The sequence below is a fragment of the Rhizobium azibense genome (assembly GCF_004342325.1).
GTDB classification, from domain to species: Bacteria; Pseudomonadota; Alphaproteobacteria; order Rhizobiales; family Rhizobiaceae; genus Rhizobium; species Rhizobium etli_B.
Genome location: NZ_SMBJ01000001.1, coordinates 114,647 through 140,575, shown reverse-complemented (window position 1 = coordinate 140,575; position 25,929 = coordinate 114,647). Strand labels below are relative to the sequence as shown.

Below are 25,929 nucleotides of genomic sequence, written 5' to 3'. Positions count from 1 at the left end.
ATCCGCGCGGCTTCTGGAGGATCGGACAGTAATCCCGGTGCATCAGGCTAACGGTCCGGCGCCGCTGCGCATCACAGTGTTGGCGGCGCCTGGGTCATAGCCGGGCCGCAAAACAAGTATGGAGCAAACATGACAATCGAAAATCTGCAGATCCCAACGGTCGCCCTGGGCACCTGGGCTTGGGGCGACAGCGGCGAGACTGGCGACGGCTATTTCGGCAGCACTCTGACCAAAGCGAGCCTGGAAGACGTCGCGGACAAGGCGCTTGCGGCCGGCTTCACATTGTGGGACACCGCCGTGGTGTATGGCATGGGGCGTTCCGAAACTGTTCTGGGGCAGGTATTGAAGCGCTTCGCCCGCAGCGACTACCAGCTCTCCACGAAGTTCACCCCGCAGGCTGCGGGGGCGAGCGAAAATCCGGCGGCGGACATGCTGGAGCAGAGCCTGGCCCGCCTTGGTACGGGCTATATCGACCTCTACTGGATTCACAATCCAGCCGATGTCACGCGGTGGACTCCGCACCTGATCCCGTTGCTGAAGAGCGGGAAGGTCAAACATGTCGGCGTCTCGAATCACAATCTGAGCGAAATCGCGTTGGCCAATCAGATCCTTGGCGAAGCCGGGTTTCGGGTCGAGGCCGTTCAGAACCACTATAGCCTCCTTTATCGCAGCTCCGAGGATGCCGGCATCCTCGACCACTGCCGCAACCATGGCATCCCTTTCTTCGCCTACATGGTGCTTGAACAGGGTGCGCTGAGCGGCAAGTACGGTCCAGAGAACCCGCTGCCGGAGGGCAGCCGCCGGGCGGAGACTTACAATGCAATGCTGCCTCAGCTGAAAACACTGACGGATAAGCTCGCATCGATCGGCGAGAAGCAGGGCGCAGCAGCTCCCGACGTCGCAACTGCTTGGGCCATCGCCAAGGGCACGACGCCGATTATCGGCATGACCAGGCCCGACTACATCAACGGTCTCGTCCGCGCGACCAGTATGACGCTCTCCAGCGACGAGGTTGCAGAGCTCGAAGCTCTCGCCGATGCCGCTAACGTGAATACCCGCGGCTGGTGGGAAAAGGAGATGCGGGCTTAAAGCTTCGCTGTCCTAGAGCCTCGGATCGCATTCCGAGCAATACGGCAGGCGATCATCTCGTTTTGCGGGGTGATCGCCTCCGGTCCGCCTGCAAATCCATGGTCCTGAGACTCATTGGCTCAGGCTGTCCCATTCCCTCTGCACCATCCGGAAGTGGTTGTTTACGGCCCGCAGTTTCTGTGGCTGCCGATGCCGCCTGGGATCGTCATAGCCGGATCGACCGCGATGGCGAGGTCACGGCTATTTTCGGAGAACTCCCAACGATAGGGGGGCCGTAGGCCCGCGGATTTGGGATGAATTTCGGTCATGACCGATAGCGCTGTTGCGAGCCCGAAGTGCCCACTCTCGCATCGCCGTGCTTATGCGCCTCGGCCGCTATGCCACGGGCCAAGAGCCGCCGCGACACCGCTGACCCAGGAACAGCGGAACGGCTGCTTTCCCGCCTGCGAAGCCCAATAACCGGCGTTCCGCTTGCGGCCCCTTGCGGTCATTCGCAGGATCGGGTCTAAGTTTGCACCAGGGCGATCGCGAAATCTGAAAACAGGCCCAATTCCACCTCCCAGCCCGAGGCAGCGTCATGCTGCGAGTCCGCCGTAAGCGGACAAATTGGCATGATAGCAAAGGCTTGCCCAGTCCATTGAATTTCCGATCCCACGGCCCGCTACGCGATTTCGATGCAGACCTCAGTAGCTGCCGTCGACCGGCACTAGCCAAACAGGCTGAGGAGGGCTTGCGGCGCGCTGTTGACGATCGACAGTGACTGGAGCGCGAGTTGCTGCTGGGTCTGAAGGGCGCCCAGCCGGGTCGACTCTTCTTCCATGTCCGCGTCGACCAGTCGTCCTACTCCGGAACTGATCGCGTCGATCATCGTCTCCGTGTGGGAAGCCTGGAGGTCGATTCGCTTCTTCAACGCGCCAAGCGCGGCGGTTCCGCTGGTGACCCGCGCAAGCATGATGTCGACGCTGTTCAGATACGAGTTCACGGCGCCGGGATATTTCTCGATGTCGATGTCCAGCACGCCCATTTCCGGAATTGGCTCGACGTTGACGGACATGTTGGTAAACCCGATGTCGGTTTTTCCGCCATTCAGTCGATCGTCGAGTGGATCAGACCTGACAAGAATGCTCGAACCGTTTGCCTCGATGATCGTGTTCGGACGGGTGATGAGCGCCTCCAAGATCGTGACCATGTCGTCCGCCGTGTTCACCCATCCGTCCGTCGTTCCCAGGATCGCATTGACCGTGTTTCGATCGATCGCGTGCGTTTCGGTGGGCTCGCCACTGACCCCGAATGTGAAATCGATAACGACGTCCTTGAACACCTTGAATGGCTCGAAAGTCAGAGGGATAAGCGATCCGAGAATCCCATAGCTATTTGCGTCGCCGAGACTTCCGACATTGATGGTCGAGGAGAAGTTCGAAATCTGGACCTGTGATCCGTCGAGGCCGGAGTTTTCGAGCGTCATGATCTCATAGTGAGCTGGATCGGGGTAGGGCGGGGCACCCGACGGATGAATCATCGGACGGGATGCACTCACCAGAGTATCAATCCCTTTTGCCTGGAAGGCGGCATTCAGTACCGCGACCATTTCCGTCGCATTGTCGATCGACGCACCTGCGACCGAATTGACGAGAGCATAGTCGATCGTAATGCCAGTCGTCGTGATGCCGGGATTGAGCGGGCCGGCCAAACCTTGCGACGGGTCGTCGCCATCGATCGTGATGTCGAAGGTTATTGTGTCGGTGTTCGAAAATACAATCGGCGTGGGAACATCGTCGTCGCCAACCACGGTGTAGGGGATGTATTGCAGGAGGGTCGCAGGCATACCCGCGATGGGATAGTTGGGCTGATAATCATTGCCGATATCCGGGGTCAACCAGTTCTCGTACGGCCGGATGCCACCTATCGTCCCGGGACTGCGCGGATCGCCCTGGAGGATCCCGTCTCCCTCGCTGTTGAACAGTGACGTGTTGATCAAGTCAAACATCGTCGCGCCCACGGAGACCGTGCCGTCAGCGCCGCGCACGAACGATGACGTTAATTTCGCCGATCTGTCGCTGGGGATAGCCTCATAGAGATCATGGACATTCGTTGTGAGCCAATTCACTCCGTTGAACGACGCGGCAGCGGCAATGCTGACGGTCGATTGGGCAAGCTGTGAAATTTCCTCCTGTATCTTCGACTTGTCGACGCTGGCATCGTTTGCAGTGACCAGCTTGGCCCGCATCTCGCTGAGGACATCTTTGACATGGTCCATTGCCTCATATGACATGTCGACGACGCTCGCGCCGATATCGAGCGCATTCCGGACTGCCGAAACTGCCGCCCTGTCCGAGCGCATGGTGGTTGCGATCGACCAGTAGGCAGCATTATCCGAAGCCGTTTCAACGCGCATGCCGGAGGAAACTACACCCTCTGTCGTCTGCAAACTCGAGTTGAGGAGACGCAGTGTCTGAAGCGCGGCAATCGATGCCACATTTGTCGTGATGGAAGACATCGACGATCCTGGAAATAAAACTGCAGGCTGATGTTCGGGATAGAATCAACGCGTCATGTATCTTGTGGGTGACCCAAACTGCTAGGACATGGTTAACAAAATCTAACCGGCAGCCACCAAGAAATGGCGAAGCCGATCCGGCAGCGACTTCGTCGCCATCGGCCGGCAGTAATGCGCTGGCGGAAAAGCGATCCGCGCCATGCTGCCTCGGTGATGCCTGGAAATTCCAGCGCCAGCAGCATGGCCTTTTGGCCCGCTCGATAGGTCGCGGCGTACCGAATTCTTGTCGTCGCCCTTGAACGCCAGCGCGCCCAAAATTGAACCCCTAATTTCTCTGAATTACTAGAATTAGAAATATACGTCAGGCTTTAGAAAGCGAAGTGCCGCCCTTGAAGACGAGGTGCTCGCCGAGTTTGGACGAAAAGAGGGCCTGCAGCGTCCAGACGACGCAGACATCCTTTTCGAGCAGATGAATGGCGACCATTTCGATTTCGTCCGCATGCCAGCCCGTAACCGCGTCATTGCTACGGGCTGTTAACCACAAAAATTGAGGAAGACCCAATTAACTGCAAAACGACAGCCAGGGGCTATAGGGCTTTTCATAAGTCCCATTCGGAAATAGGATTGCGCCTTTCCGGAAGGCAGTGGGAAGAAAGACCGGAGCGGCTTTGCGACTTCGGATTCGCTCGCGGCGGCTGCACCGAACACATGGGAGGGGAAACCGATGGAGGCCTCGATGTCTGTGGCAGTGCCCCTCACGGGCGGTTGCCAGTGCGGCAGGGTGCGCTATGAACTCGCAGGCCCGCCTCTCGTCCTGTATGTGTGCCACTGCCGCGAATGCCGGAAACAATCGGCCTCGGCGTTCGGGATATCGGCGTTCTTCCGAAGCGTCGACCTGCGCCTCCTGGACGGCGAGATCCGCAGCTGGTCTCGGTCGACGAAATCGGGATGGACCATCGTCTCCTTCTTCTGCCCGAACTGCGGAACGCGCCTCTGGGATGGCGACAAGGACCGGGAGGACGATGTCTGCATCAAGGGCGGCTCTCTTGACGAGCCGCTGGATCTGACCGACGCCGTCCACATCTGGGCTAGCCAGACGCTGCCCGGCGTGATCATCCCCGAGCACGCCCGGCGACACCCGAAGGATCCGGAATAGGCCCGGGCCGCCACATACATTGATTTCTCAATGGCAAGCGATCTGGCAGAGCTTCCTCTTGCCGTGGCTATGACGCGCCTAGATCACCACAAGATGGAGTTGCATTCGTTTTGCGCTAGCCTCACATGAGTATCTTGCGGTTGATAAATTTTCGGAAGTGCCAATGATTTGGAACCACCGCATCACCCGTATTCTGGTCGGCCTATCACTGCTGGCGCTTGTCATCGTTCTTATGCTGCCCAGCCTGACTGGCTTTACAAGCCTCCACGGTACAGTGAATGCACGATTTGCGATCGTGAACGCTCCCATCGACGGCGAGCTTCAAGAAGCACCCCCAAAAGTTGGTGCGCACGTGTTGGCAGGCGAACCGCTCGCCTTGATACACAATGCCCGCGTGAACCGCGCAATACTGACGTCGCTGCAGGCCGACCATATGACCGCCGTCGAACATGTTACGGCGCTAAAGCGGGAACGCGACGAGCTCGTCCGGCTTCGTGATCAGTTGGGTGCACGCATGGAAGTCTTTACGCGTACAACCATTGCCGACCTGGAGCGACAAGTCGAAATCCTGAACAAGCGGGTCAAGGTCTCAGAAGCGCAGGACAATGTCGCGCAGGTCGACTTTGACCGGCGGCTGGCGCTCGAGGCCAAGGGTATCCTCTCGAGGGCGCAGAGTTAGTTTCCGCTAAACAACGCCAAGGGAGATCGAATCGCGAACAGGAAGCCGCTAAACTTCGCAATTGGGGTGGAAAGCGGCCAACCGGAAAGTTTTTACTGACGTGTTGCAATCGCCGTTGCGGTCCCGCCCATACAGACCGCCGCGCCGCGGTTCATCAACTTCACCGCGCGCGGAGAGCTCAGCGCGTGCCGGGCCCGCGCACCGGCCAGCGCGAAGGGGTATTGCGCAATCGACAAGATTATTCCGGTGACAGCTGCAAGCAGCAAGGCGTCCGCCATGCTCACCCTCGAAACATCGATCACCGTAGGCAAAATGGACACATAAAATAGGACGGACTTGGGATTACCGAGCGTAATGAGAATGCCGGACATGAACGCGCTCCGACCGCTTTCGTGGGCAGCAGGGATGGAGCCGGCGGTGGGATCGGCGCGCCAGAACTGCACGGCAAGCCAGCTTAGGTAGGCGACACCGGCCCACTTGATAACGATCAATAGGGTCGTGAACGTTTCGGCGATGTAAGCGAGGCCAGCGAGCGCTGCTGCCAGATAGATGATGTCGCCTAGCACCATGCCGGCCGTCATCCACCCGGCCAGGCGATACCCGGATCGCAATGACTGTGCCACGATTGCCACGATCTGGGGACCGGGAATGATGGCGGCGATAGCCAGCGCGCTGCAATATGCAATGAGGCCTGAGAGGTCCATTGTTCCTCGGCACGTCAGACAGTCTTCGATTATGCACTTATTATAGACGGACACCGGCAGTGGCAAGGTCTGCAAGGGGCTCGAAAAGCGAAGTTGCAACTAATCGGGCGGATAATGCCTAACCGGCGCATTTCGCGGCAGACCGTGGAACGGTCGAGGCCAAGTTGCTGGCAGCTTCCGCCGGAGGTGTTTGCGCCTCGATTAGCTTCATAGCAGCCTCGACCTTCTTCAGGTCAAATCGGCCCATCCGTTGTGAGTATGTCGAACGTGACCGCTACGATCGTCGAGAAGTCAATCGCTGGCTCGTTGAAAGCGGCAATGGTTTAGATTGGGAGCGATACATTGCGCGCTCCCGGGGGAGTCGGCCTCTGGCACGGCGTGGGTCGCCTAAAACTTCTGCCGCGGCTCTCGCGAGCCGTTTCCCGCTCGATATCGAAATATTCCTCCAAGTCATCGCCTACCGCGGATGAAAATCACCGGCCGTCAACCTGAAGGATGCTCGCTTGCTCTCGGTCTCGAATACCAGGAGCTGTTCCCGCGCAAGCGGCAGCAACCGCTCGATCAGCCGGCGGACGCTGTTGCGGACGGATTGGTTCCCAGCGCGCCGCAATGATTCCTTCTTCCACCCAGGCCTGCGTCCGGCCTGGATGAGCAGGAAGAATTCTGGGGGATGTGGCTCGGCACGCGTCGCATCAGCAGAAGGCGCGCGATTTCGGTCTGCGAAGTCCAGGTTCAGACCCCGCGCTCGGCCTCAACGTCGAGGAACCGTTCTCCTATGAGCGCAGTCCCAAGCGGCCGAAAAAAGGCGGCCGGTCATGCCTGCCTGGGTGCCGGAGCAGGCCACTACACGAGGCCGATGCTTCAGGAATTCTCGAACCGTTTCTGCGCGTCGGCACTCATCCCAAAGCGCTTCATCGACCTCGTCAGGACATGGGTGGTCATTCATTGCAGAAACACCCTTGCGAAAGGTTTGAAACTTCCGAAACATCTGGAATGCGCGCTCGTTCGCGCTGATGAACAGCAAAGCGCCATCCATTCCCGCTGAGAGCAGAAGTCCTGAACGGGCAGGCGCCCCGCGTGCCAAAGGAAGCCGGAAATTCAAGCAAGGCCCAGAAAGACAGGATCGGCAAACAGGGGGACACGAAGGTCAATAAGAATCGTCAAGGGCACCAGCAAGATCGCTGAAGGAGTTACTGCCAGAGATCGCAGCATTTGATGCAGCAACTTTTGTGGCAGCGGACCAGAATCGCTATTGCTGCGATGTCACGAAACTGAGCAGCACCGGGCCAGCCACAATCGTTACAGAAGGCCGGAGAACACTTTCCGGAACATTCGCGGCGAGATGATGTTTGGGAGGGAAGCCAATCAACGCGACCGGCGTGACCGGCTGCGTTCGACGGTCGAACTTCCAATGTTCATCAGGAGGCTAAGATGGCTGGAAAACGGACACACGAGCAGGAGTTGCGAATTATCGAAAAGCGAGAAAACACGACCAATGCCGGCGACGACTTCGACCCCTCGGTGGATCTGAAGAAATCCCGCGCGGTGCGTGCCCGCGAGCGGGGGAGCCCGACACCGCAGAAGCCAGCCGAAATACAAGGCGAAGATCGCGCGATCCTGCGAGGTGTCAATCAGGAAAGCAAGCATCATAAACCTAAGGGCGGCCACTAGTGGAGTCGGCAGTTGAAAAAGTCGTACGCGGGCAAAGTTCAGCCGACACCGAAATCATAGGCAGAGATTGCATGGGGCCGAGAACCTCAGATTGCTCGAAATCGTACGCTAAAGGTCGAACGACCGCCCCCCATGCACGTTGATAGCCCCACAGGACGACGCCGATTCCAACCGCGAGCAAGCCCGTCGCGAAGGCGAGCACGATAGGACAGGCAGGCAGCGCTCGCGGCCGCCGCAACGCGTGCGGGCTACAATGACACGCCCACTATCGCAGCTTTTCGGATTGGGCGAAGGATAGAAGCTTCACGATCGTTCAGTGAATGTCCCCCGCCGCTTCTTGGTCTGTTTCGCGAAGGCTTTTTAATAAGTAGAGGCGCCGAAACCGACGCCTCTAAGTTGTTGTCGAAAGTGATCGGTTAGCCGATCAATGCGTTGTCGTCGCGCTTGATCGCGACGATGGTCGAGCGCGGCAACTTGCCTTCGCCGTCCGGAAAGGGGGCGTCGGGGTGCTGGATGCCGACGAACACCGTCCTCTTGTCTGCCGACCACGTCATACCGGTGACTTCTGCCCCCTTCGGGGCGGTCAGGAAGCGTTCGATCCGGCCGGTTACGGGGTCACCGGCGAGCATCTGGTTGTTGCCTTGACCAAGAAAGTCGCCTTCGTTGGTGTCTTCGCCGTCCGTTTGGATCCACAGCAGGCCAGTCGAGTCGAACATCATGCCGTCCGGGGAGTTGAACATGTTGCCCGAATTAATGTTGGACGAGCCGGCATAGGTGTCCTTGTGCACGTCCGGATTGCCGGCCATGACGAACAGGTCCCACGTGAACTTGCCGTCGGCATGGTCGTCATTTTCCGGATACCAGCGCACGATCTGGCCGTAGGCGTTTTTCTCGCGCGGGTTCGCCCCGCCGACCGGCATTTCGTCGCCTCCGGCATTGGTCTTCACGCCGCGATTGGTGTTGTTGGTGAGCGCGCAATAGGCTTCGATAGCGACCGGGTTGATTGCAACCCATTCCGGACGGTCCATGGTCGTGGCACCGACCTTGGACGCGGCTTGGCGGGTGAAAACGCAGATCTCGTCCATCTTCATGCTGGTGGTGTCTGGGGTGAGAGCCAGCCACTCACCTTTGCCGTCGTCGGAGAACTTGGCCACATAGAGTGTCCCCTCGTCGAGCAGACGGGAAGTGTCGCCGCCCGGAACATAGATGCCGCTCGAGACGAACTTGTAGAGGAACTCGCCACGTTCGTCATCGCCCATATAGACGACCACGCGACCGTCTCGTGCGATGACCACAGCGGCGTTTTCATGCTTGATGCGGCCGAGCGCGGTGCGCTTGACCGGGGTGGACGACGCGTCCGACGGATCGACTTCGACGACATACCCAGCGCGGCGCGGCTCGTTCGGGTTCTTTGAGACGTCGAAGCGCGGATCGAAAGCCTCGTAGCCATAGCGGGTCTCGGCCACGATGCCGTAGCGCTTGAAGTCTTCGGGCATGGCGAAGTTCGGGTCAGTGGAACCGAAATAGCCGTTAAAGTTCTCCTCGCATGTCAGGTAGGTGCCCCACGGCGTCTTGCCGGCGCCGCAATTGTTGAAGGTCCCGAGACAGTCGGTGCCGTTCGGATCGGCCTCGGTCTTGATGAGATCGGAGCCAGCGGCCGGACCGGAGAGCTTCATCGGCGTGTTGTGGTGGATACGACGGTTGAACGGGCTGTCGAGCACGATTTCCCAGCCCTTTTCGCCTTCGGCGACTTCCATGACGGTGACGCCCTGCAGGTTCTGCAGAATCTTCACGTCGTCGGCGCTCTTCGGCATGCCCTTTTCATTGTGCGGAAGATTGGTCTCGTTGTTCACATATTCATGGTTGAGGGCGATCACCTGATGATCGCCGATCACGAACAGTTCCATGCCGTCGGTGTTTTCACCGAAGACCTTATTCGAGTTTTCGACGCTGACGCCATTGATAGGATCGATATCCGGAACATTGGGGAATAGGGGCTGGCCCCACTTGGCGAGCGGTTTCCAGCTATAGCCGTCCGGAACATGGACAGTGTTGTCGGAGAATGCTTGGATCGGCTTGAAGGCAAAGCGGTTGGCGGCGTCCTGAGCCTGGACAGAAGTTGAGGACATTAGATTGCCGAGCGTGCCCATGGCAGCGGCGGCCGAACCGATGGCCAGAACACCGCCGAGGAAGCTGCGGCGCGAGATGGCCGATTCGACGACGCGATCAAAATCGGTTACAGCGGGAGGAGGGTTCTGTAGTTCATCCCATTCGTCCCAGGACAGCTTGTTTTTATCGATCTCGGTCATGACGCTTCTCCATCGTTGCTTTTGGAATAACCCGATGAGGGCGTATCGTTGGAAAATTACATCCTGATGACGATTGGTTGAGCTTTGAACTAAGGGCGAAACAGCCAGCGTGCAGTATTCCTAGCTCCCCTCGATAAGCTGGAGATCTTGAATTTTGCGCCAGCGCCACTCATGCATTGCTGTATTCGCCGGAGCGACATCGGATCGCCCCGTTTAAGGCTAGATGCCACTATTGTTGCCACGCGCCGTCACCAAAAGATATCACCGGTGCTGTAGTGCCCTTCGTGAAGCGAGGGCATGGCTGTTCTTTCGTTGAAACCGAAGTTGCTGATCCAACTGAATGCAGATCGGCCGGCGTCCACGCCGCCGACCATTTCATCGACCCGGTATCCCGTTGCGGGACGCGACAGCGGGAAGCCCCTCCAATTCCCCCGCGTGCGACGATGATGCCCGCCATTTGGAGCTCGGTGAAGATCTTCGCAGCGAAATCAGCAGAAAAAGTACGTCACCTTTCTCGATTTGGCGCCCCAAGCGCGGTTTATACCAAAGGGTGGGACCGCCAGTTAATCTAGTGGACAACGGCAGCGTCTGCCGGCAGGTCTCGTAGACAGCGTCACGGCCTCGATGGCCGCAGACCTTTCATGCTCTCGGGAACTTGGATAATACAGTCGCGATCGTCGACCACTTGCCGCCGTGATGATAGTTCGGTCAAAGCCAAGGAAATGCGATCCATGGACATCAATCAGGTCAGGTATTTTCTCAATCTGGCAGAAACTTTGAACTTCACGGAAGCTGCACGCCGCAGCGGTGTCTCGCAGCCCAGCCTCACCCGAGCGATTCAGCGTCTTGAGGAAGAACTGGGCAGTCCGCTTATCTATCGCGATGGCAAGGACAGCCGCCTGACCGCGCTCGGCCGCGACATCCAGGCCGAGTTCATGCGGATCGAACTCGCGCTTCGAAACGTGCGCGAGCATTCCGAGAGCACAACGCTCGGTCGGCGCCGTATTCTCGATATAGCTGTTGCCCCGACGATCGGGCCTGGTGCTTTCACCGCATTCTTTGACGACGTGCTGGGCCAGCTTCCTTCGTTGAAGATCAACATGCATCAGCTGGCGGCCGGCGAGGGTGTGAACGAGGTGCTTTCGGGCAAGTACCACGCCTGTATCCTGCCACGGGCGCCGCGGCCCAACCACAAGCTCAAGGTCGTGCCGCTTTTTCGCGAACGATTCCTCCTCGCCTGCGCGGAGAGCCATCCGCTGGCCCGCCACGATGTCGTCAGCACCGAGGTGCTTTCCGCCTATCCCTATGTCGACCGGCTGGCCTGCGAGTTCCACACCGAGATCACCGAGCACCTGATGGACCATGATGCGGTCATGCAGCCGCGCTTCAGTACCGAGCGCGAGGACTGGGTCCAGCGGATCGTCGCCGAAGGCCGCGCGATCTGCATCATCCCGGAGCGGTCCGCCGTCGCGCAGGGCATAGCCCTGCGGGAAGTCGAAGGGATATCCCTGGAGCGCGAAGTGGTGTTCGTAATGATCTCCGGGTCCGGCACACCGCTCGAGATCCGTAAGATCGCGCAGCTAGCTGATCGGCACGACTGGGGGCGAGGCAAAGTGCCGTGATTGCGGCTATTGAATCTATGCACAGGCTGTATTGGGAATCCTGACGGCCGTTCGCCATATTCGGGCAGCAAAATCCAACAACGGAGATAGGGCAATGACCTATACAAAGACCGACGAAGCGGTCAGCAGGCTCACACCCGAACAGTATCGGGTGACCCAGCAGAACGGCACCGAACGCCCCTTCACCGGGGAATATAATGACAACAAAAGGCCAGGCATCTATGTCGACATCGTCTCCGGCGAACCGCTGTTTGCCTCGGCCGACAAGTTCGATTCCGGCTGCGGCTGGCCGAGCTTCACCAAGCCGATCGTGGCGGCAAATGTCAACGAGTTGCGGGATGACTCGCATGGTATGATCCGCACCGAGGTGCGTTCGATACATGGCGACAGTCACCTCGGCCATGTGTTTCCCGACGGCCCTGAGGATCGCGGTGGCCTGCGTTACTGCATCAATTCCGCCGCCCTGCGCTTCATTGCGCGCGACGAAATGGAGGCGGCGGGCTATGGTGCATATCTCAACCAGGTGGAGGATATCTAAATGACCGAGAGAGCTGTTTTGGCTGGTGGTTGCTTCTGGGGCATGCAGGACTTGATCCGCAAGCTTCCCGGGGTCATTCAGACCCGCGTGGGCTATACCGGCGGCGATGTGGCGAACGCGACCTACCGAAATCACGGTACCCACGCCGAAGGCATCGAGATCATCTTCGATCCCGAGGCGATCAGCTACAGGCGGATTCTGGAGTTTTTCTTTCAGATCCATGATCCGACGACAAGAAACCGGCAGGGCAACGATGTCGGCGCCTCGTATCGGTCGGCGATCTACTACGCTGACGACGAGCAGAAGCGGATAGCCGAGGACACCATCGCAGACGTCGAGGCTTCCGGCCTGTGGCCGGGCAAGGTTGTCACCGAAGTGGAGCCTGTCGGAGACTTCTGGCAGGCGGAGCCGGAGCACCAGGATTACCTGCAGCACTATCCAAACGGCTACACCTGCCATTTCCCGCGTCCTAACTGGGTGCTGCCGGTGCGCGCGGCGGCCGAATAGGCGGCCAGCGCTAATCTCTGGTCAGCGTGCAGCCAGGGAAGCGCGTTCAGACTGAACGCATTTCTCTCCGCAGAGGGCAGCATATCAATCACCCTTATGCTGGATTGCCGCGGCGGCGACGCCGCGGCGTGCGCGCCGCCAGCCATTCTTTTACCCGGCCCGCATGATCCTTGGGTGCCTTCGCCGCTGCGCGTCCGGCGATGCTTGCCAGCGTGTGACCGGCCAGCACTTCTCTTGTCCGCTTCTCAGCCTCGATCATGACTGCGTGAATGGAGCAGACGCCGTCCACCGCCCAGGCGGGCGTGCGGCCTCCGAAAAGTGCACACTGAGCACGGATCTCCTTGCATTCGAACAGCGCTTTACGCCCATCGACGGCTTCGATGACGTCGAGTGCGGTGATGTCCGTCGCAGGACGCGCGAGCGCAAAGCCACCGCCGATTCCCTCACGGGCGACCACGATGCCCGCTTTCTGGAGTTTGGTGAAAAGCTTTGCAACAAATTCGACAGGGACCCTTTGTAACTCGGCAAGATCGCGCGCGCTTGCCGGCTGGCCCAAATCCTCCGCGTCGATGAGGTAAAGGAGACAGTGAAGGGCGTATTCAACGCCTGCGCTTACATGCGCCATGGAACCACCGCTAAAACGACGACAAATATAGTCGTAGATACTACTGGTGATCCCTTACTGCAATGCCTCTCCCGTCTCTCTCGTATTGACAATGCGTCTCCAGAATCGGCCGCAATCATCGTTGCGCATTAACTACGATTAGATTAGTCGTAGTTAACCCGGCGCCATGAAGATCGGCGCGGAACAAGCGAAGCCTTGTCTGAGAGGAAACAGAAATGAGCGAACGAATTCTGATCATTGGCGGGGCCGGAAGCCAAGAAGCTCAAAACAACGATCAACACCGTGTGGATCTGTCCGCCGAGTGCTGATCGCGCAGCGGCTCTCGAGGCTGAAGACCCTCTCCGGATCGTCGTCGCTTGATCGAATACGGAAAGGGCCGCCATTCGCAAGTGCCCATACGGCAGCATTGCGGCGGAAGGTCCCTACCGGAACGAAAAACGCCATAAAGGAGAAATGCCATCATGAATTCACGATCCATCATCCACACGGCCTGTGCCGCCCTCGCAATTGCTATCGCGATGCCGGCCGCTGCGCATGGCCCCATCGAAACGGTCACGCCCCACTTCCAGCAGGCCATACCCAACATTCCGGGCAAGACGCTGACGGCCGTGATTGTTGACTATCCGCCAAATGGAACCTCGGCCCCCCACCGGCATGCAAGGTCAGGCTTCATCTTCGCCTACGTCCTCTCCGGAGAAATCGAGTCAAAGGTGAATGACGGCCCAACACATACTTATGGCGCCGGCGAGAGCTGGCACGAACCGCCGGCGTCCAAGCATCTCGTAAGCCGTAATGCGAGCAAGACCGAGCCTGCAAGGCTGCTCGCGGTGTTCGTCGTCGATAGCGACGAACAGACTCTGACCACCCCCATCGAGTAAACCGACCTTCAAGGAACAGAACACATGAGCAAGCGTCTCGACTACAACCAGATCGCGCCGGCCGGCGTCAAAGCCTTGGGCGGCGTCTACGGCTACATTATGCAGAGCGACCTTCCTTCTGAGCTGGTCGAACTGGTCTATCTTCGTATCTCGCAGATCAACAACTGCGCCTACTGCCTCGACATGCACACCCGCGACCTGCTGAAGAAAGGGCAACAGATCGAGAAGCTCGCGCTGGTGCAGGCGTGGAGGGAAGCCGGCAATCTCTTCGACGAGCGCGAGCGGGCCGCTCTTGCCTGGGCCGAAACCGTGACGCGCGTGGCTGAGACCGGCGTTCCCGATGGAGCCTATGAGGCAGCGCGCGCCGTCTTCGACGAGCGCGAACTCGTCGATCTGACGATCGCGATCGGCCTAATGAACGCCTACAACCGCATGGCAATCAGTTTCCGAAATACGCCACAGGCTGCACTTGAAAAATAAAATGGCAGCGACCCTTTGCGGACGCGCGGTCGTCGCGCGTCCGCAGCCTCGCCAGCAGCCGCCGAAATCGCAGCCACGGCCATCAGTGATGAATGCTTGAATGTGTCTGAAACTGGATCGGTGCGCGAGGCCGTTTTGCCGAATGAGCGAATTTCTCATTGACATAGCCGGCATGGGACCTGTCGCCGTCAGCCTGGGGATCTGGGCGAGTGTGGCTTTGGCCGCAGCGCTGGGATTTTCTCGGTTTCGCGATGAACCGGGGATTGATCTGCACCGTCATCGCCACGAGGGAGCTGGTATCGGAGAGGAGGCCTGCACGTTTCATCGCTTTGATCGAGTGCGCTGTCTGGGCGGCCCTCGTCTACGCAATCCTCGAAACGGAACCGATGATGCAGGAGGGTTGGTCGCCCTCGGCTACCTGGTTCCTGCGGCCGTTTTGCTTGGGGTCGGCACCTATGTGAACGGCGCTTGTATGTTTGGGTCTGTTTGGGCATATCGGAAATGGCGAAATCGGATTTCGCATTCACGTTTCTCGGCATCTATGCGGTCCAATACATCGAACCCCTGTTTGATCTGCTTTCACATCAGCCACCGACAAGTGCTCCCGTCGCTAGAGGCGGCGCTGATCGCACTTGCATTGTTGGCCATCGTAGCTCTGAGACTCGGGGTCTCACGCAGGCCGAGTCAAATTTCCGGCAGTTGACGCTGGTGATAGCCAGTTGGCCCGAATCTGCGATTTTGGCCAACTCGAAGAACGTTGTGGCAACATCGCTTGTGGGATTGACCAGGTAAACGCCGGTTCGTGACATTGCGCTCCAAATTGAGGAGCGTTTAGTTCGCATCTAGCCGGAGCTTTGCCTCTTCGGGCCTTTCTAACAGAGGTCGAAAACCGTCTATTCGGGCCGAGCGACTCACTGATTGAGCTTTCGCGAACAGCCTCTGGAAGGGGCGTATTATGGTCGCGTTCGGTGCCCTGATGCGTGACAGAAACCCGGACGAGCTGCTCGCCGCCCGTGCGATTCTTGCAGGTGGCCTCAATCAGCCACCGCTGAAAGCAATTGTCGCGGAACGGTTTCGCGGTTACGGATATTTGTAAGCGATTCTACTTTTGATCCGAGCAATGGTCCCATCCTCCGCTCGTTCCCAAGTTATCTTGGCATTCATCGGATATGGGCAACCTTCTTGATGAAACTGAGCTTGACGCACTTCTGGAGCACGCTCACCGCAAGGCGAAGAAATCTGGAATCCCTCCGCCAGCAAATATCGCTCCATAGCCGTCGCATCACTCCCTGGCGGAAACCGCGCTCGCATTCGTCCAGAAAGCTCCGGCGAATCCGCTTCCTTCGAGGGTTCCCGGGGGAAGTCTTCGGAAGGGGGGCACCCCTGGCTCCACCAGCCTCCCGTAGCGTGTAGATCGCGCAGCAGCGCAGGCATCGGAGGATCACACTCCAGTTGCCAGCATCCCGGAAGGAAACCGCAGACGACGATCAACACCGAGCGCATGGTCAGTTGGATGACATTCATGGCATCAAATTATCCGCAAAGGTTGTCCAATTTCCATTCCGCCATCTGGCGTAGGTTTTCACCTTGCGGCCGTAGGGGGCGGGTGAGAGGTGCTGCACGGCCACGACTCCATCGACCCACGCGGCGCTCATCCGCAGAATTTTTCTCCGACCCAAAATCGTCGAGATAGAGGTTTTCCCGCCGGTTTATGAAAAAACAGAAACGCACCCATAGGCGACCGCCACATTACACTACGGGTATGACCGACGTGGCGCAGCTTCACGTCCACAGGCAAGAGCAGGGCAGGTGCCACGCCAATAAATATGCCGAGCAATGGCATCGAGGACGCGATCGCGATCGATTCTCATCTTGAGGGTGCCGAACACATCAATGGCGATGGCCTGCGACGAATGAGTTTTGTGCTCCTGAATTCTGTTGGATCGGTCACGATGCCATGGGAATGCAACCAGTTGCTGATCGCGCCATGACTGGCCGGAAGGAGGTTCTCCATAACTGCAGCGACATCCAAGGTCATGTCATAGGCAACCGGCCATTCAGACATCAATCAAGCTATCAATGCGGATTTATAGCCTGGCTTAATCGGAGAGGAGGTGGCGCGCGAATTGAACGTCTCGATCTCGTACGCCAGACTTGCATCCGCTTCTTTGACTCGGGTTTCGGCAATTCATGTGTGACGACGGTGACGCCGATAGAGCGGGGCCTTGGCTATCAGCAGCGAATCCGCACTGTCGAGGACTCTTACTACGCCGGTTCGGTGAAGTGGGCTGTCGCCACATGCTGGACGATCTCCGCAAAATTGCCTTGTGTATCGACGTCGTCGACGCCAGGTACCAAGCAGCATCCTTCCGGTCCGTCGCCGAATTCGCCAGTTCGTCCTTGCCGCGCGTCATCTCCTCGCGAACGTTGACGATTGATCCCACGTCCTTCTCCCAGACCGTGTCCGTACATTCCCAGAACCCTGAGCAGAAATCGAAGGCCTAATATCGGTTCTTCGCCGCTTCCTCTGTAAACCGGCCCTTAACTATTCTGTAGTCGCGTGAAACATGGAGCAAAGTCATGTATAGTGTTTCCCGCACAAATTCATGTTGGGAGCCAAGGTCATGGAGCGCCGATTGTCTGCAATCCTGGCCGCCGACGTGGTCGGCTACTCCAGACTGATGGAACGAGACGAAGCCGGTACCTTTGATCGTCTTCGAACGCGGCGCACTGAGCTTTTTGAGCCCGAGATTGCGAGCCATCATGGGCGGGTCTTCAAGTTGATGGGTGACGGCCTGCTTGCGGAGTTCGGCAGCGTGGTCGACGCTGTAGAATGTGCGGTGTCTCTCCAGCGCGGAATGGCAGAGCGCAACGCTGCTGTAGCGGAGGAAGAGAGGTTCAACGTCCGAATCGGTATCAACATCGGCGAAGTGATCGTGGATGGCGACGACCGTTATGGAGAAGGCGTGAACGTCGCGGCCAGGCTGGAGCAACTCGCGCTTCCTGGCGGAATCTGTATTTCAGGTAAGGTGGCGAAGGAGGTCGAAAAAAAGCTCGCGTTTCGTTTCGATTCCGCGGGGCGGCAGAAGGTTAAGAACATCGAGGAGCCTATCGACGTCTACCACGTGCGCATCGACGCCTCGTCCCCCCGACGCATTCTGCACAAGCGCGGGATCAGCCGACTGTGGTGGGCACTTGGAGTCCCGGCAGCCATCGTAGCCTTACTGGCCGCCTGGATGGCGCTATACTATCCGGGGGCGGAGACATCTCCTGTAGTCTCCAATACGATCCCATCTGTCGCCGTGCTTCCCTTCAAGGATCTGAGTGTCGACAAGAGCTTGGGGTACTTGGGAGAAGGGGTGGCGAACGACGTCATCGCCATTCTCTCTCGCTTTTCTGACATCGCCGTGGTCTCGCGAACCTCGTCGTTTGCGTATCAGGACAAGGAAGGCGACATCCGCCAGATCGGCAAGGAGCTGGGCGTTGGCTATGTCGTCGAGGGCAGTGTGCGCAAGGAAGGTGACAGGGTGCGTATCGTTGCGCAGCTTGTCAATGCTAAGACGGGGGACCATGTCTGGGCGGACCGGTTCGACAAGTCCGGAACCGACCCCTGGGCGCTCCAGGATGAATTGACCGGCAAGATCGTGGGGGCGATGACGGGTGAATTCGGAGCCATTCGCAAAGCGGATTACAGTCAGGCTTGGGGGAAGGACAGCACCAACCTCGCGGAGTACGACTACTACCTGCGCGCCGAAAGCCAGTTGAACCTTTACACGAAGGAAGGTCTCGAGCGATCAGGTGAAATTTCACGACAGGGGCTCCAGGTGTTCCCACGCTCTCCCTTGCTGACCGTGGAACTGGGGTGGTCTCACTGGTTGAAAGTTGCGTTGCTGCACAGTTCTGACCCGCAGGTAGACCTCCAGGAGGCGGAGCGGCTAGTCAACCAAGTCCTCGCAGACAAGAACCTGAGCCCGCAGGTAACACGACTGGCAAACTGGCTCAACGCTTGGCTGCTGACGCTCAAGCGGGATCATGATGGGGCTGTTGTGGCAATGAATAAGGCCATCGCGGCGGCACCATATAACGCTTTCACGCTCACGGATGCCGCAAGTATTTTCTTGCAGGCCGGTCAGACGGAAAAGGCGCTGGAGCTGACCGACGTGGCCGGCGCACGGGACCCGGCATTATCCTGGTTCGTCAACTACGTGCGAGGTTTCATCTTTATCGTGCTCGGCAAAAACGAAGACGCTGTTGAGGTGCTGAAGACCACGGAATTTGCCGACGCTCCATTGCAACTAGCCATCGCTTATATGCGTATCGGACGCCAAGCGGACGCCCGAGCTGCCGTCGAGAAGATGCTCAAGTTAGCGCCGGGGGCGACGATCCAGTCGTGGCGCCAGACCTGGAACTTCCGCGACCCTTCCATTCTCGATCAAGCCGCCGTAGACCTTGCGCACGCCGGCCTTCCAGGCAGTCCAACTCAATAGCCTTGACAGAGTGATGTTTAGACGCGTTATACGCGACGAGTTTGTCGATCCGCTCCCGGCTTCTGTCGACCGCGCGTACCCGACGCCCCTGCGTGCCTGTAAAAGCTAAGCATCCGCAAAGGTTCTGCGCGCGCAATGGCGACGCCCTGAGGAGGCTTGAAATGGATTACAACGATTACCCACGGCATTCCAGCCTTGGCTGGCTGACACTTCCGAGTTCGCTCAGACCATCAACCCGCGACGCGGTGCGGTGCTGCGCAGCCAAAATGGCTCCGCACAAGTCGCCGCTACCGCCGCAAATGCAGCAACCAGAAACCGTCGGAGCCAACTCAAAACTGGATAAAACCTAGGGGCAAGGTCACCCTCAGCAGGAAGAACGCTCTCGCAGAGAATTGGGCGACCATCGCCTCTCTCATCGAGACTTGCAAGCTCGATGCCGTCGATCCGTTTGCGTGTCTTACCGGCGCGCTCACCGCCATCGTGAACGGTCACAAGCAGAGCAGTATCGACGAGTTGCTGCCGTGGAACCCGCGGAAACGCTAAGGATTTTAGCACTCATTAGTGCATGCCCTGTGAGCTTCCTTGCGCTGGTCGTGGTTTCGGAATTTGCTTCCGGGCCCGCGATTCTTCCCGCTATCTCTCAAGCCAGTTCTCCAGATTGAGGCCGCGAATGCGCTGGAACTCGCGCGTATTGTCCGTGACAAGTGTCAGGTCTAGCACACAGGCATGCGCGGCGATCAGTAGATCGTTAAGGCCAATGGTCTGCCCCACCGCTTCCAACTCCGCTCGGATGCCGCCGTACTTGATATCGGCGGGGATATCCATGGGCAGTATGGGAAGCGTTTCGAGCACGCTTTCGACCTTGGCCAGTAGCCTGGCTGATCCCTTTTTTGCGCAACCGTATCGCAACTCAGCTGCGACGATGATACTGGTGCAAATCTCTTTGGGATCGATCTCCTCGATGCGGCGAGCCGCCGGTCCGAAGGGATTGCGTATGATGTCGCTGATGATGTTCGTATCAAGCAAGTACCCGTTCAAAAGATGTTCTCCGGCTTTGCAATCATATCCTCAATATCCGGGAACTGGTCTTCAGGCCCGAGCGGAGGCTCCCTCTTCCACTCGGCAATAAGCTCCGCGAAATTGGACGGCCCGGTTACAGGCTCGATGATGAGCTTATCCCCCTCGCGGTGGATCATCACGCGATCCCCTGGCAATTCAAATTCCGCAGGGATGCGCACCGCCTGGCTGCGGTTGTTGCGGAACAGCTTCACTTCTTTCGGTCTTGATGACGGCAATGAAATAGGCATACGGCAGCCTCCTTTGTATATGCCATAATGTATATGCCGTGTTGTGCCGATTCAAGTCCCACGGCTTGTTCATTCCGGCGCAGGGTCGGGGCATGATGTCGCTCGGCCCAGCCCCTAATCCTGGCAGCTCTTATGACTTGGACCGATAATATCGCAGATGCAGGATACGTCTAAAAAGCCGGTCACAGCGGTAGCTGGAACGGCAGAGGGGTTGGATCGAGCGGATCTGGCATGTCCTCCATTTCGAGGGAGTATTTACCGAAGCGGCGGATTCTCTTTGGCGCGTAGGGCTCAGAGATCCAGCCAGGTTAGCCGCGCCGTCGCCCGCCTGCGTCAAAGCGCTCGGAATCTCCCGACGACGTGCTGAAGCACGTGTCGCCGCTGAGTTGGGAATATACTAATCTCACAAGCATTTATGGGACACTGCGCCGGCTCTACTGGAAGACTTCCGACCGTCCCAAGAGCGTCAATCTGGCCGAAGATTTGGCGTCCTCCGAAGGAATGGTCACCTGCTTGCCGTCGAAAATCATTTCGATATCAGCAAACCCGCCAATGCGGGTCGCGTGCACTTTATTCGGACGACTCACGACAACCTGACCTGAGCTCGCGAATTGAATCTTTTGCAGATGGGGTGTCAGAGACTGTCCGATAGACTCGCCTAGTGAAGTCGCGGGTCAATGGGATCGGCGAGCCGTATGAGACGACCAACATCCACCCCGAGCAGGCGTTCGGTTGCGACCTAGTGGGAGGCTTGAGTAAGCGCATTCCCGGGAATGCAGCGTAAATCGGCTGCGGCTTGGGCTTTTGCGTTAGTTGTCGTGGTTGACAAAGTTGCATAGATCCCCATATTAAGGGCAAAGGAGATGAGCCATGACCGACAAGGCACATTCGAGGACATCGAGGAGTTCCGCGAAAGCCCGCAGCAAGACCCCGTTGGGCATCGTGACGATGTTCACCATGAAGGGCGATCCGATTAAGGCACTTTCAGGCTTCAAGCTGCCTGCGGGCGCTGAGGTTGCGATCGTGTCGTCGAGGCCGGAGTCCGTCCGAGAAATCAGGAAAACTGTCCGCGGTCGTGTCGCCCGTGTCACGGAAGTGATCGAAAAAGAGCCCGGTCAAGTTCACGTCGATGCGAAGCCGCTTTTGGATAGGTCGGCTTTTGAACCCGATGCACGCAGCCGGGCCATGCTCGAAGGCATCCGCATTGCACAGGAGGATCTGCGAGACGCTGGCGGAGCCTATGATCTTGATCAGGTCCGCACCTTGATGCGCGGCGTGTCCAGACAGGCGGTCGACAAGCGCGTGCAGGAAGGGTCCTTGCTGGCCGTTCCCGGTCCGAGCAATCGTCGTAGCTATCCGACGCTCCAGTTCAACCGCGACGGTACGGTCGTACCCGGTCTAAAAGCTGTGCGTGAAGCCTTGCAAACCCGCAATCCATGGTCAGTGCTCAACTTCCTTTCCCATGCGGATGTGAGATTGAACAACCGCAAACCCATCGATCTGCTCAAGTCCGGTAAGCTTGACGTCGTGCTTGAAGCTGCTCGGCGGCATGGTGAGCAGGGGGCGTGAGCGGCCCGCTCCCTCCCGCGGACGTCAGGCGGCGTCAGCCGGAAGTGGTGGAGCTTTCGGCAGGGGAGATCCTTCATCGCTTCTACACCGCCAAGCGAGAACCGATCTTCTTCGACACCTCTACGATGGGGCGCTTCAATGCTCCTGATGGTTCCTACGGCGTCCTCTATGCTGCCAAGGAGATCGCCGGCGCTTTCGCGGAAACATTTCTGCGGACGCCGGGGCGCACGCTGATCGATGCCGATCTGCTCCAACGGAAAGCATATCTCCGCTTCAGCACCAACAGAAACTTGAAGCTGATCCGCTTCGCCGGTCCGGGCCTCGCGCGAATCGGCGCCACAGCCGAAGTCTCGCATAGCGGCTTGCCCTACGATGTTCCGCAGGTTTGGTCGGAAGCACTGTATAAACATCCCGTCGAGTCCGACGGCATTGCCTACCATTCCCGTCATGACGATGCGGAGCTCTGCTACGCACTTTTCGATCGGGCGGCCGACGCAGTTGTCGAAACAGAACGCCGGACCGACCTTGACCAGGATTGGTTCTGGCAGATCGCCGAATCCTATGGAGTGGGATTTGCGCCGTGAGCCGGTGATCCCACGGCAGGCGCATTGACGTGCCTCTCTGGGAAATGGATGAGACGAAGATTTTACGAGAGATCGTGTTTTCGGTTTGCAATTTAAATTCGAGAATTGTGTAGCCCTGTAGGAAATCGTCGACACGCGTTCATATAAGGCAGGGACACCCGTCCTTCAAAAGACGGCTAGACACCCCGTCGTTCGGGCCAGGCCGCTCCTGCACATGTCGACGACGCCGTCACAGATTTCCTGCCGTTGCTCCCCTCGGCGCCAGCAGTTTGACAGAAGCTGTTTATGACAGTTCCATGACGGAGCAGAGGAGATTGAGAAAGAAGGAATGATGAGCAGCGAGAAGCTGGCGTTTATCTGTGCGGTGGCCGCCTGTGCGATCCTGCTTTTCACCATCGGCCTTTCCAGGCCGGATTGATTGGTCGAAGACGGCCTCCTGGAAAAGCCTGGGGCGCTGCGGGTTTTGCGGCGGCCTCGCTGCTCGCGTTTGGTGCGGCTTTTCGAAATGGTGCCTTCGTGACCTCACTAGAGAGGAGCGTCCTCGTCGGCACGAGCGGGCTATCTTTGATACTCCTTCTCGGTGAAATCAGCTTCCGAGCCCGCATCTTTGATCTTCAAATGCCGCAGATGAGCGGCGGCGGAGAATTTGACGGCGGCCATGACATCGTCATTCTCCTCGTTCGCCTACTAAGCGACGCAGGACGTACCGGCCTGCTCGTGGCGGTGACAGGGGTAGCGCTTCTCGTGGCCGCCGCGATACCTGTTTGGACAAAGGGCTCAGGCGAGCGTCAGGTCTATACTTTCAAGGGCTTTCGAATTCCGTCTGGCTGTGGCTGTGTGCATGCTCACAAGCGCCGTGACCCTCGATCTCATAACGTCGTATAAAGCAGCGATCCTTGAGGAAGTCCTGGAATTCTCCGCAAGCGGCGTGTTGGTCCTGGCCGTGTCTGCGCTGCTTCGGCAAAAGGGCGCCTTTCGACGAGATCATGACCCATACAGGCCGTTCGGTGGCGTCTTCGCAGTTGCAGTTAATCTGAGAATCCCGCCCCTCGGATTCTCATCTTCCATACGATGATCGGCGGCTTCCATCTGGCCCCATATAAGCCGGACTATTTGCGCCAGGCCGTCGTCGCCCTGAGGGAGATCGATCCGACCTACGTCGTTCCTCTCCACTGCTCCGGCGAACATTCACCGATCTCGCGAAGGCCGAGCTTCCGATGAAGCTGCTGCGGGCTTACACGGGGACGCGTTTGGTTTTCAACAGTTAAAGTTCCAAAAGCTAAGCAGCGAGGTCAATCGCCGCTCATGAGGCGATACGCGCTGGTCGCGGTCGACGGGACCTAACGGCTCGGCCTGAATCTGGACCAAATCTCACGAATTTGTATGACAGGGCTGTTACGGCGGCGTATCGTGCCCTAGCGCCAGCGCCCCAGCGTCAGCATCAATGGCCGTTTCGGCAGCGCGACAGCCGAGACGCCTTCGTAATGAGCTTGCAGTGCCATCAGTGACGAGGGAACGCAACACCGGGGTATGACAGGGATGCTCCCTGGCCCGACGCGACCCCATTGTTGGTGCGACGTCCTCACCCTCGCCACGGTGTCGCCGATGCCGCCATGTGCTATCGGATCAAGGAAGGCTCGCAGCTGCCGTGGGTTGGGCGAGGGCAGCCGCACATCCGCCGGTTCTCAAAGCCGAGTGAGCTGGGCACCAAACGAGAGGATCGGACGGCACTCCCAGGCCCGTCAGCAGGACTATCGGCAAAGGAAGCGACCTATGGACAGCCTCAATCTTAAGACCTTGGAGTCCGGTATCAAGATCGTCGATGCCGCTGCGGTCGACGCGTTGGCTAGCGGGTTGCGCGGCAGGGTGCTCGAGCAAGGCACATCCGCTTACGAGGAAGCGAGAACCATCTGGAACGCGATGGTTGATCGGCATCCGGGCCTTATCGTGCGTTGTGCCGGAGCGGCGGACGTAATCAGCGCCGTTCGATTTGCTCGTACTCATGAATTGCTGGTAGCCGTGCGCGGCGGCGGACACAATATTGCCGGCAACGCAGTCTGCGACGGTGGCCTTTTGATCGACCTCTCGCAGATGAAGTCGGTGCGGGTCGATCTGGCAACGCAGCGTGCCTGGGTCGACCCCGGCGTGACCTTGGCGGAGCTGGACAAAGAGACGCAGGCTTTTGGGCTCGCTGTTCCGACCGGCATCAATTCGACTACCGGCGTTGCCGGAATGACGCTGGGCGGCGGCTTCGGCTGGATCACCCGCAAATTCGGCCTGACCGTCGACAATCTCACCGCGGCCGACGTGGTGACCGCTGATGGCAATCTGATGCGGGCGAGTGCCGCGGAGAACCAGGACCTGTTTTGGGCACTGCGCGGTGGCGGAGGCAATTTCGGGGTCGTTACTGCGTTTGAGTTCCAGCTTCACGCGCTCGGGCCGCAGGTGCTGGCCGGACTGGTCATACATCCCTTCGATGATGCCGCCAAGCTCCTCAAAGATTATCGCCGTATCGTTGAAACGACGGCGGATGAACTGACATGCTGGGTGGTCATGCGCCAGGCGCCACCACTGCCATTCCTACCGAGCGAATGGCACGGCCGCGAAATTCTCGTCCTTGCGATGTGCTACAGCGGTAACATCGAGGCGGGCGAGCGTGCCACGGCCGAGTTGCGCTCACTCGGTAGTCCTATCGTCGATGTTGTGGAGCCTCGCGCGTTCGCGAGCTGGCAGGCGATGTTTGATCCCCTGCTCACGCCCGGCGCGCGTAATTACTGGAAGACGCATGACTTCACCGAGCTATCCGATGGCGCAATCAGCGTCCTGACCCAGGCAATCCGGGAACTCCCTGGGCCCGAATGCGAGATCTTCATCGGTCATGTCGGCGGCGTCGCTGGGCGCGTCCCGGTCGAGGCGACCGCATTTCCGCAGCGTAACGCGCATTTTGTCATGAATGTGCATGCCCGGTGGCGTGAGCCCTCGATGGACCAGGCTTGCATAACCTGGCCAGGAGACTCTTCGACGCTGCCGCGCCGCACGCCGCCGGCACTGCCTACGTCAACTTCATGCCCGCCGATGAGACTGACCGCGTCGCGACGGCCTATGGCGCAAACTATCGTCGATTGGCGGAGATCAAGCGCCGCTATGATCCGACCAACTTGTTCCGCATGAACCAGAACGTCCGACCAGCGTGAGCTTGCCGTGGATGCCAGGCTTGGATCAGGGCC

General features: G+C 58.7%; 20 protein-coding genes and 5 pseudogenes. 17 read left to right on the top strand and 8 right to left on the bottom strand.

Annotated elements, in window-relative coordinates; all coding sequences use genetic code 11:
• Positions 1-129: 129 nt before the first annotated feature.
• Entirely contained in the window at positions 130-1,089 is a 960-nt protein-coding gene (locus EV130_RS00655) for an aldo/keto reductase (RefSeq protein ID WP_132658940.1), read from the top strand.
• 706 nt (positions 1,090-1,795) lie between these two features.
• Here the strand turns inward: EV130_RS00655 and EV130_RS00650 are convergent.
• Together EV130_RS00650 and EV130_RS32850 are read right to left on the bottom strand one after the other, a co-directional pair.
• Positions 1,796-3,586, bottom strand: coding sequence for a flagellin N-terminal helical domain-containing protein (locus EV130_RS00650; protein ID WP_132658938.1), 1,791 nt, complete (start codon positions 3,584-3,586; stop codon positions 1,796-1,798).
• A gap of 364 nt (positions 3,587-3,950) precedes the next feature.
• Positions 3,951-4,092 (bottom strand): annotated as a pseudogene (locus EV130_RS32850) (nucleotidyl transferase AbiEii/AbiGii toxin family protein); the annotation flags it as partial.
• Between the two features lie 230 nt (positions 4,093-4,322).
• Here EV130_RS32850 and EV130_RS00640 point away from each other — a divergent pair.
• A complete protein-coding gene (locus tag EV130_RS00640; RefSeq protein WP_074065753.1) occupies positions 4,323-4,742 on the top strand; it encodes a GFA family protein in 420 nt (139 codons plus the stop codon).
• Positions 4,743-4,905: 163 nt separating this feature from the next.
• Positions 4,906-5,409, top strand: a pseudogene (locus EV130_RS00635) (HlyD family secretion protein); the annotation flags it as partial.
• A gap of 104 nt (positions 5,410-5,513) precedes the next feature.
• On the opposite strand, the gene EV130_RS00630 reads toward EV130_RS00635, so the two are convergent.
• The gene (locus EV130_RS00630) at positions 5,514-6,125 is read right to left on the bottom strand and encodes a LysE family translocator (protein WP_074065429.1); all 612 of its coding nucleotides are present in this window, start codon (positions 6,123-6,125) and stop codon (positions 5,514-5,516) included.
• A gap of 775 nt (positions 6,126-6,900) precedes the next feature.
• Between EV130_RS00630 and EV130_RS32420 the strand changes: the two genes are divergently transcribed.
• Positions 6,901-7,170 carry a hypothetical protein gene (locus tag EV130_RS32420; RefSeq protein ID WP_165918465.1) on the top strand — a complete coding sequence of 90 codons (270 nt, stop codon included), beginning with the start codon at positions 6,901-6,903 and terminating at the stop codon, positions 7,168-7,170.
• Positions 7,171-7,556: 386 nt separating this feature from the next.
• Positions 7,557-7,796 carry a hypothetical protein gene (locus EV130_RS00610; protein ID WP_074065427.1) on the top strand — a complete coding sequence of 80 codons (240 nt, stop codon included), beginning with the start codon at positions 7,557-7,559 and terminating at the stop codon, positions 7,794-7,796.
• Positions 7,797-8,212: 416 nt separating this feature from the next.
• Here the strand turns inward: EV130_RS00610 and EV130_RS00605 are convergent, their stop codons facing one another.
• Entirely contained in the window at positions 8,213-10,105 is a 1,893-nt protein-coding gene (locus tag EV130_RS00605) for a PhoX family protein (RefSeq protein ID WP_074065426.1), read from the bottom strand.
• A 731-nt stretch (positions 10,106-10,836) separates the two neighbouring features.
• On the opposite strand from EV130_RS00605, the gene EV130_RS00600 reads away from it, so the two are divergent.
• The 3 genes from EV130_RS00600 to msrA all read left to right on the top strand — a co-directional run bounded on the left by EV130_RS00600 (position 10,837) and on the right by msrA (position 12,772).
• Positions 10,837-11,727, top strand: a complete 891-nt coding sequence (locus EV130_RS00600) for a LysR family transcriptional regulator (protein ID WP_132658936.1) — start codon at positions 10,837-10,839, stop codon at positions 11,725-11,727.
• A 94-nt stretch (positions 11,728-11,821) separates the two neighbouring features.
• Positions 11,822-12,265 carry a peptide-methionine (R)-S-oxide reductase MsrB gene (gene msrB, locus EV130_RS00595; protein ID WP_132658934.1) on the top strand — a complete coding sequence of 148 codons (444 nt, stop codon included), beginning with the start codon at positions 11,822-11,824 and terminating at the stop codon, positions 12,263-12,265.
• On the top strand, positions 12,266-12,772 hold the full coding sequence (gene msrA, locus EV130_RS00590) for a peptide-methionine (S)-S-oxide reductase MsrA (protein WP_074065423.1): 507 nt from the start codon (positions 12,266-12,268) through the stop codon (positions 12,770-12,772).
• A 94-nt stretch (positions 12,773-12,866) separates the two neighbouring features.
• Here msrA and EV130_RS00585 read toward each other — a convergent pair whose 3' ends face one another.
• Positions 12,867-13,397: an RrF2 family transcriptional regulator gene (locus tag EV130_RS00585; protein ID WP_132658932.1), complete on the bottom strand. Its 531-nt coding sequence runs from the start codon at positions 13,395-13,397 to the stop codon at positions 12,867-12,869.
• 461 nt (positions 13,398-13,858) lie between these two features.
• On the opposite strand from EV130_RS00585, the gene EV130_RS00580 reads away from it, so the two are divergent.
• From EV130_RS00580 to EV130_RS00545, 6 genes and pseudogenes are all read left to right on the top strand, one after another.
• Positions 13,859-14,275, top strand: a complete 417-nt coding sequence (locus tag EV130_RS00580) for a cupin domain-containing protein (RefSeq protein WP_132658930.1) — start codon at positions 13,859-13,861, stop codon at positions 14,273-14,275.
• A gap of 24 nt (positions 14,276-14,299) precedes the next feature.
• Positions 14,300-14,755 (top strand): carboxymuconolactone decarboxylase family protein, encoded by a 456-nt coding sequence (locus tag EV130_RS00575; RefSeq protein ID WP_132658928.1) that lies wholly within the window; start codon positions 14,300-14,302, stop codon positions 14,753-14,755.
• A 955-nt stretch (positions 14,756-15,710) separates the two neighbouring features.
• Positions 15,711-15,851 (top strand): hypothetical protein, encoded by a 141-nt coding sequence (locus EV130_RS32415; RefSeq protein WP_165918468.1) that lies wholly within the window; start codon positions 15,711-15,713, stop codon positions 15,849-15,851.
• A 1,528-nt stretch (positions 15,852-17,379) separates the two neighbouring features.
• A complete protein-coding gene (locus tag EV130_RS00555; RefSeq protein WP_132658926.1) occupies positions 17,380-19,242 on the top strand; it encodes an adenylate/guanylate cyclase domain-containing protein in 1,863 nt (620 codons plus the stop codon).
• 161 nt (positions 19,243-19,403) lie between these two features.
• Positions 19,404-19,585: pseudogene (locus tag EV130_RS00550) on the top strand (IS3 family transposase); the annotation flags it as partial.
• A gap of 14 nt (positions 19,586-19,599) precedes the next feature.
• Positions 19,600-19,785, top strand: a pseudogene (locus tag EV130_RS00545) (transposase domain-containing protein); the annotation flags it as partial.
• A gap of 90 nt (positions 19,786-19,875) precedes the next feature.
• On the opposite strand, the gene EV130_RS00540 reads toward EV130_RS00545, so the two are convergent.
• The 3 genes from EV130_RS00540 to EV130_RS34155 form a co-directional block, all read right to left on the bottom strand.
• Positions 19,876-20,280 carry a type II toxin-antitoxin system VapC family toxin gene (locus EV130_RS00540; protein ID WP_132658924.1) on the bottom strand — a complete coding sequence of 135 codons (405 nt, stop codon included), beginning with the start codon at positions 20,278-20,280 and terminating at the stop codon, positions 19,876-19,878.
• Positions 20,277-20,549, bottom strand: coding sequence for an AbrB/MazE/SpoVT family DNA-binding domain-containing protein (locus EV130_RS00535; protein WP_074065418.1), 273 nt, complete (start codon positions 20,547-20,549; stop codon positions 20,277-20,279). The genes EV130_RS00540 and EV130_RS00535 overlap by 4 nt, the downstream gene beginning before the upstream one ends.
• Before the next feature lie 434 nt (positions 20,550-20,983).
• Positions 20,984-21,187: a DUF2092 domain-containing protein gene (locus EV130_RS34155; RefSeq protein ID WP_425375560.1), complete on the bottom strand. Its 204-nt coding sequence runs from the start codon at positions 21,185-21,187 to the stop codon at positions 20,984-20,986.
• Positions 21,188-21,419: 232 nt separating this feature from the next.
• On the opposite strand from EV130_RS34155, the gene EV130_RS00525 reads away from it, so the two are divergent.
• From EV130_RS00525 to EV130_RS00510, 3 genes and pseudogenes are all read left to right on the top strand, one after another.
• Positions 21,420-22,118 carry a hypothetical protein gene (locus EV130_RS00525; RefSeq protein WP_237358628.1) on the top strand — a complete coding sequence of 233 codons (699 nt, stop codon included), beginning with the start codon at positions 21,420-21,422 and terminating at the stop codon, positions 22,116-22,118.
• Positions 22,115-22,702, top strand: coding sequence for an RES family NAD+ phosphorylase (locus tag EV130_RS00520; RefSeq protein WP_132658922.1), 588 nt, complete (start codon positions 22,115-22,117; stop codon positions 22,700-22,702). The genes EV130_RS00525 and EV130_RS00520 overlap by 4 nt, the downstream gene beginning before the upstream one ends.
• A 1,773-nt stretch (positions 22,703-24,475) precedes the next feature.
• Positions 24,476-25,896: pseudogene (locus EV130_RS00510) on the top strand (FAD-binding oxidoreductase).
• Positions 25,897-25,929: the final 33 nt, after the last annotated feature.

What these genes read in the sequence shown, in the direction of transcription:
- EV130_RS00655 (WP_132658940.1), top strand. Translation starts at nt 130, where the DNA reads ATGACAATCGAAAATCTGCAGATCCCAACGGTCGCCCTGGGCACCTGG.
- EV130_RS00650 (WP_132658938.1), bottom strand. Translation starts at nt 3,586, where the DNA reads ATGTCTTCCATCACGACAAATGTGGCATCGATTGCCGCGCTTCAGACA.
- EV130_RS00640 (WP_074065753.1), top strand. Translation starts at nt 4,323, where the DNA reads ATGTCTGTGGCAGTGCCCCTCACGGGCGGTTGCCAGTGCGGCAGGGTG.
- EV130_RS00630 (WP_074065429.1), bottom strand. Translation starts at nt 6,125, where the DNA reads ATGGACCTCTCAGGCCTCATTGCATATTGCAGCGCGCTGGCTATCGCC.
- EV130_RS32420 (WP_165918465.1), top strand. Translation starts at nt 6,901, where the DNA reads ATGAGCGCAGTCCCAAGCGGCCGAAAAAAGGCGGCCGGTCATGCCTGC.
- EV130_RS00610 (WP_074065427.1), top strand. Translation starts at nt 7,557, where the DNA reads ATGGCTGGAAAACGGACACACGAGCAGGAGTTGCGAATTATCGAAAAG.
- EV130_RS00605 (WP_074065426.1), bottom strand. Translation starts at nt 10,105, where the DNA reads ATGACCGAGATCGATAAAAACAAGCTGTCCTGGGACGAATGGGATGAA.
- EV130_RS00600 (WP_132658936.1), top strand. Translation starts at nt 10,837, where the DNA reads ATGGACATCAATCAGGTCAGGTATTTTCTCAATCTGGCAGAAACTTTG.
- msrB (WP_132658934.1), top strand. Translation starts at nt 11,822, where the DNA reads ATGACCTATACAAAGACCGACGAAGCGGTCAGCAGGCTCACACCCGAA.
- msrA (WP_074065423.1), top strand. Translation starts at nt 12,266, where the DNA reads ATGACCGAGAGAGCTGTTTTGGCTGGTGGTTGCTTCTGGGGCATGCAG.
- EV130_RS00585 (WP_132658932.1), bottom strand. Translation starts at nt 13,397, where the DNA reads ATGGCGCATGTAAGCGCAGGCGTTGAATACGCCCTTCACTGTCTCCTT.
- EV130_RS00580 (WP_132658930.1), top strand. Translation starts at nt 13,859, where the DNA reads ATGAATTCACGATCCATCATCCACACGGCCTGTGCCGCCCTCGCAATT.
- EV130_RS00575 (WP_132658928.1), top strand. Translation starts at nt 14,300, where the DNA reads ATGAGCAAGCGTCTCGACTACAACCAGATCGCGCCGGCCGGCGTCAAA.
- EV130_RS32415 (WP_165918468.1), top strand. Translation starts at nt 15,711, where the DNA reads ATGGTCGCGTTCGGTGCCCTGATGCGTGACAGAAACCCGGACGAGCTG.
- EV130_RS00555 (WP_132658926.1), top strand. Translation starts at nt 17,380, where the DNA reads ATGGAGCGCCGATTGTCTGCAATCCTGGCCGCCGACGTGGTCGGCTAC.
- EV130_RS00535 (WP_074065418.1), bottom strand. Translation starts at nt 20,549, where the DNA reads ATGCCTATTTCATTGCCGTCATCAAGACCGAAAGAAGTGAAGCTGTTC.
- EV130_RS00525 (WP_237358628.1), top strand. Translation starts at nt 21,420, where the DNA reads ATGACCGACAAGGCACATTCGAGGACATCGAGGAGTTCCGCGAAAGCC.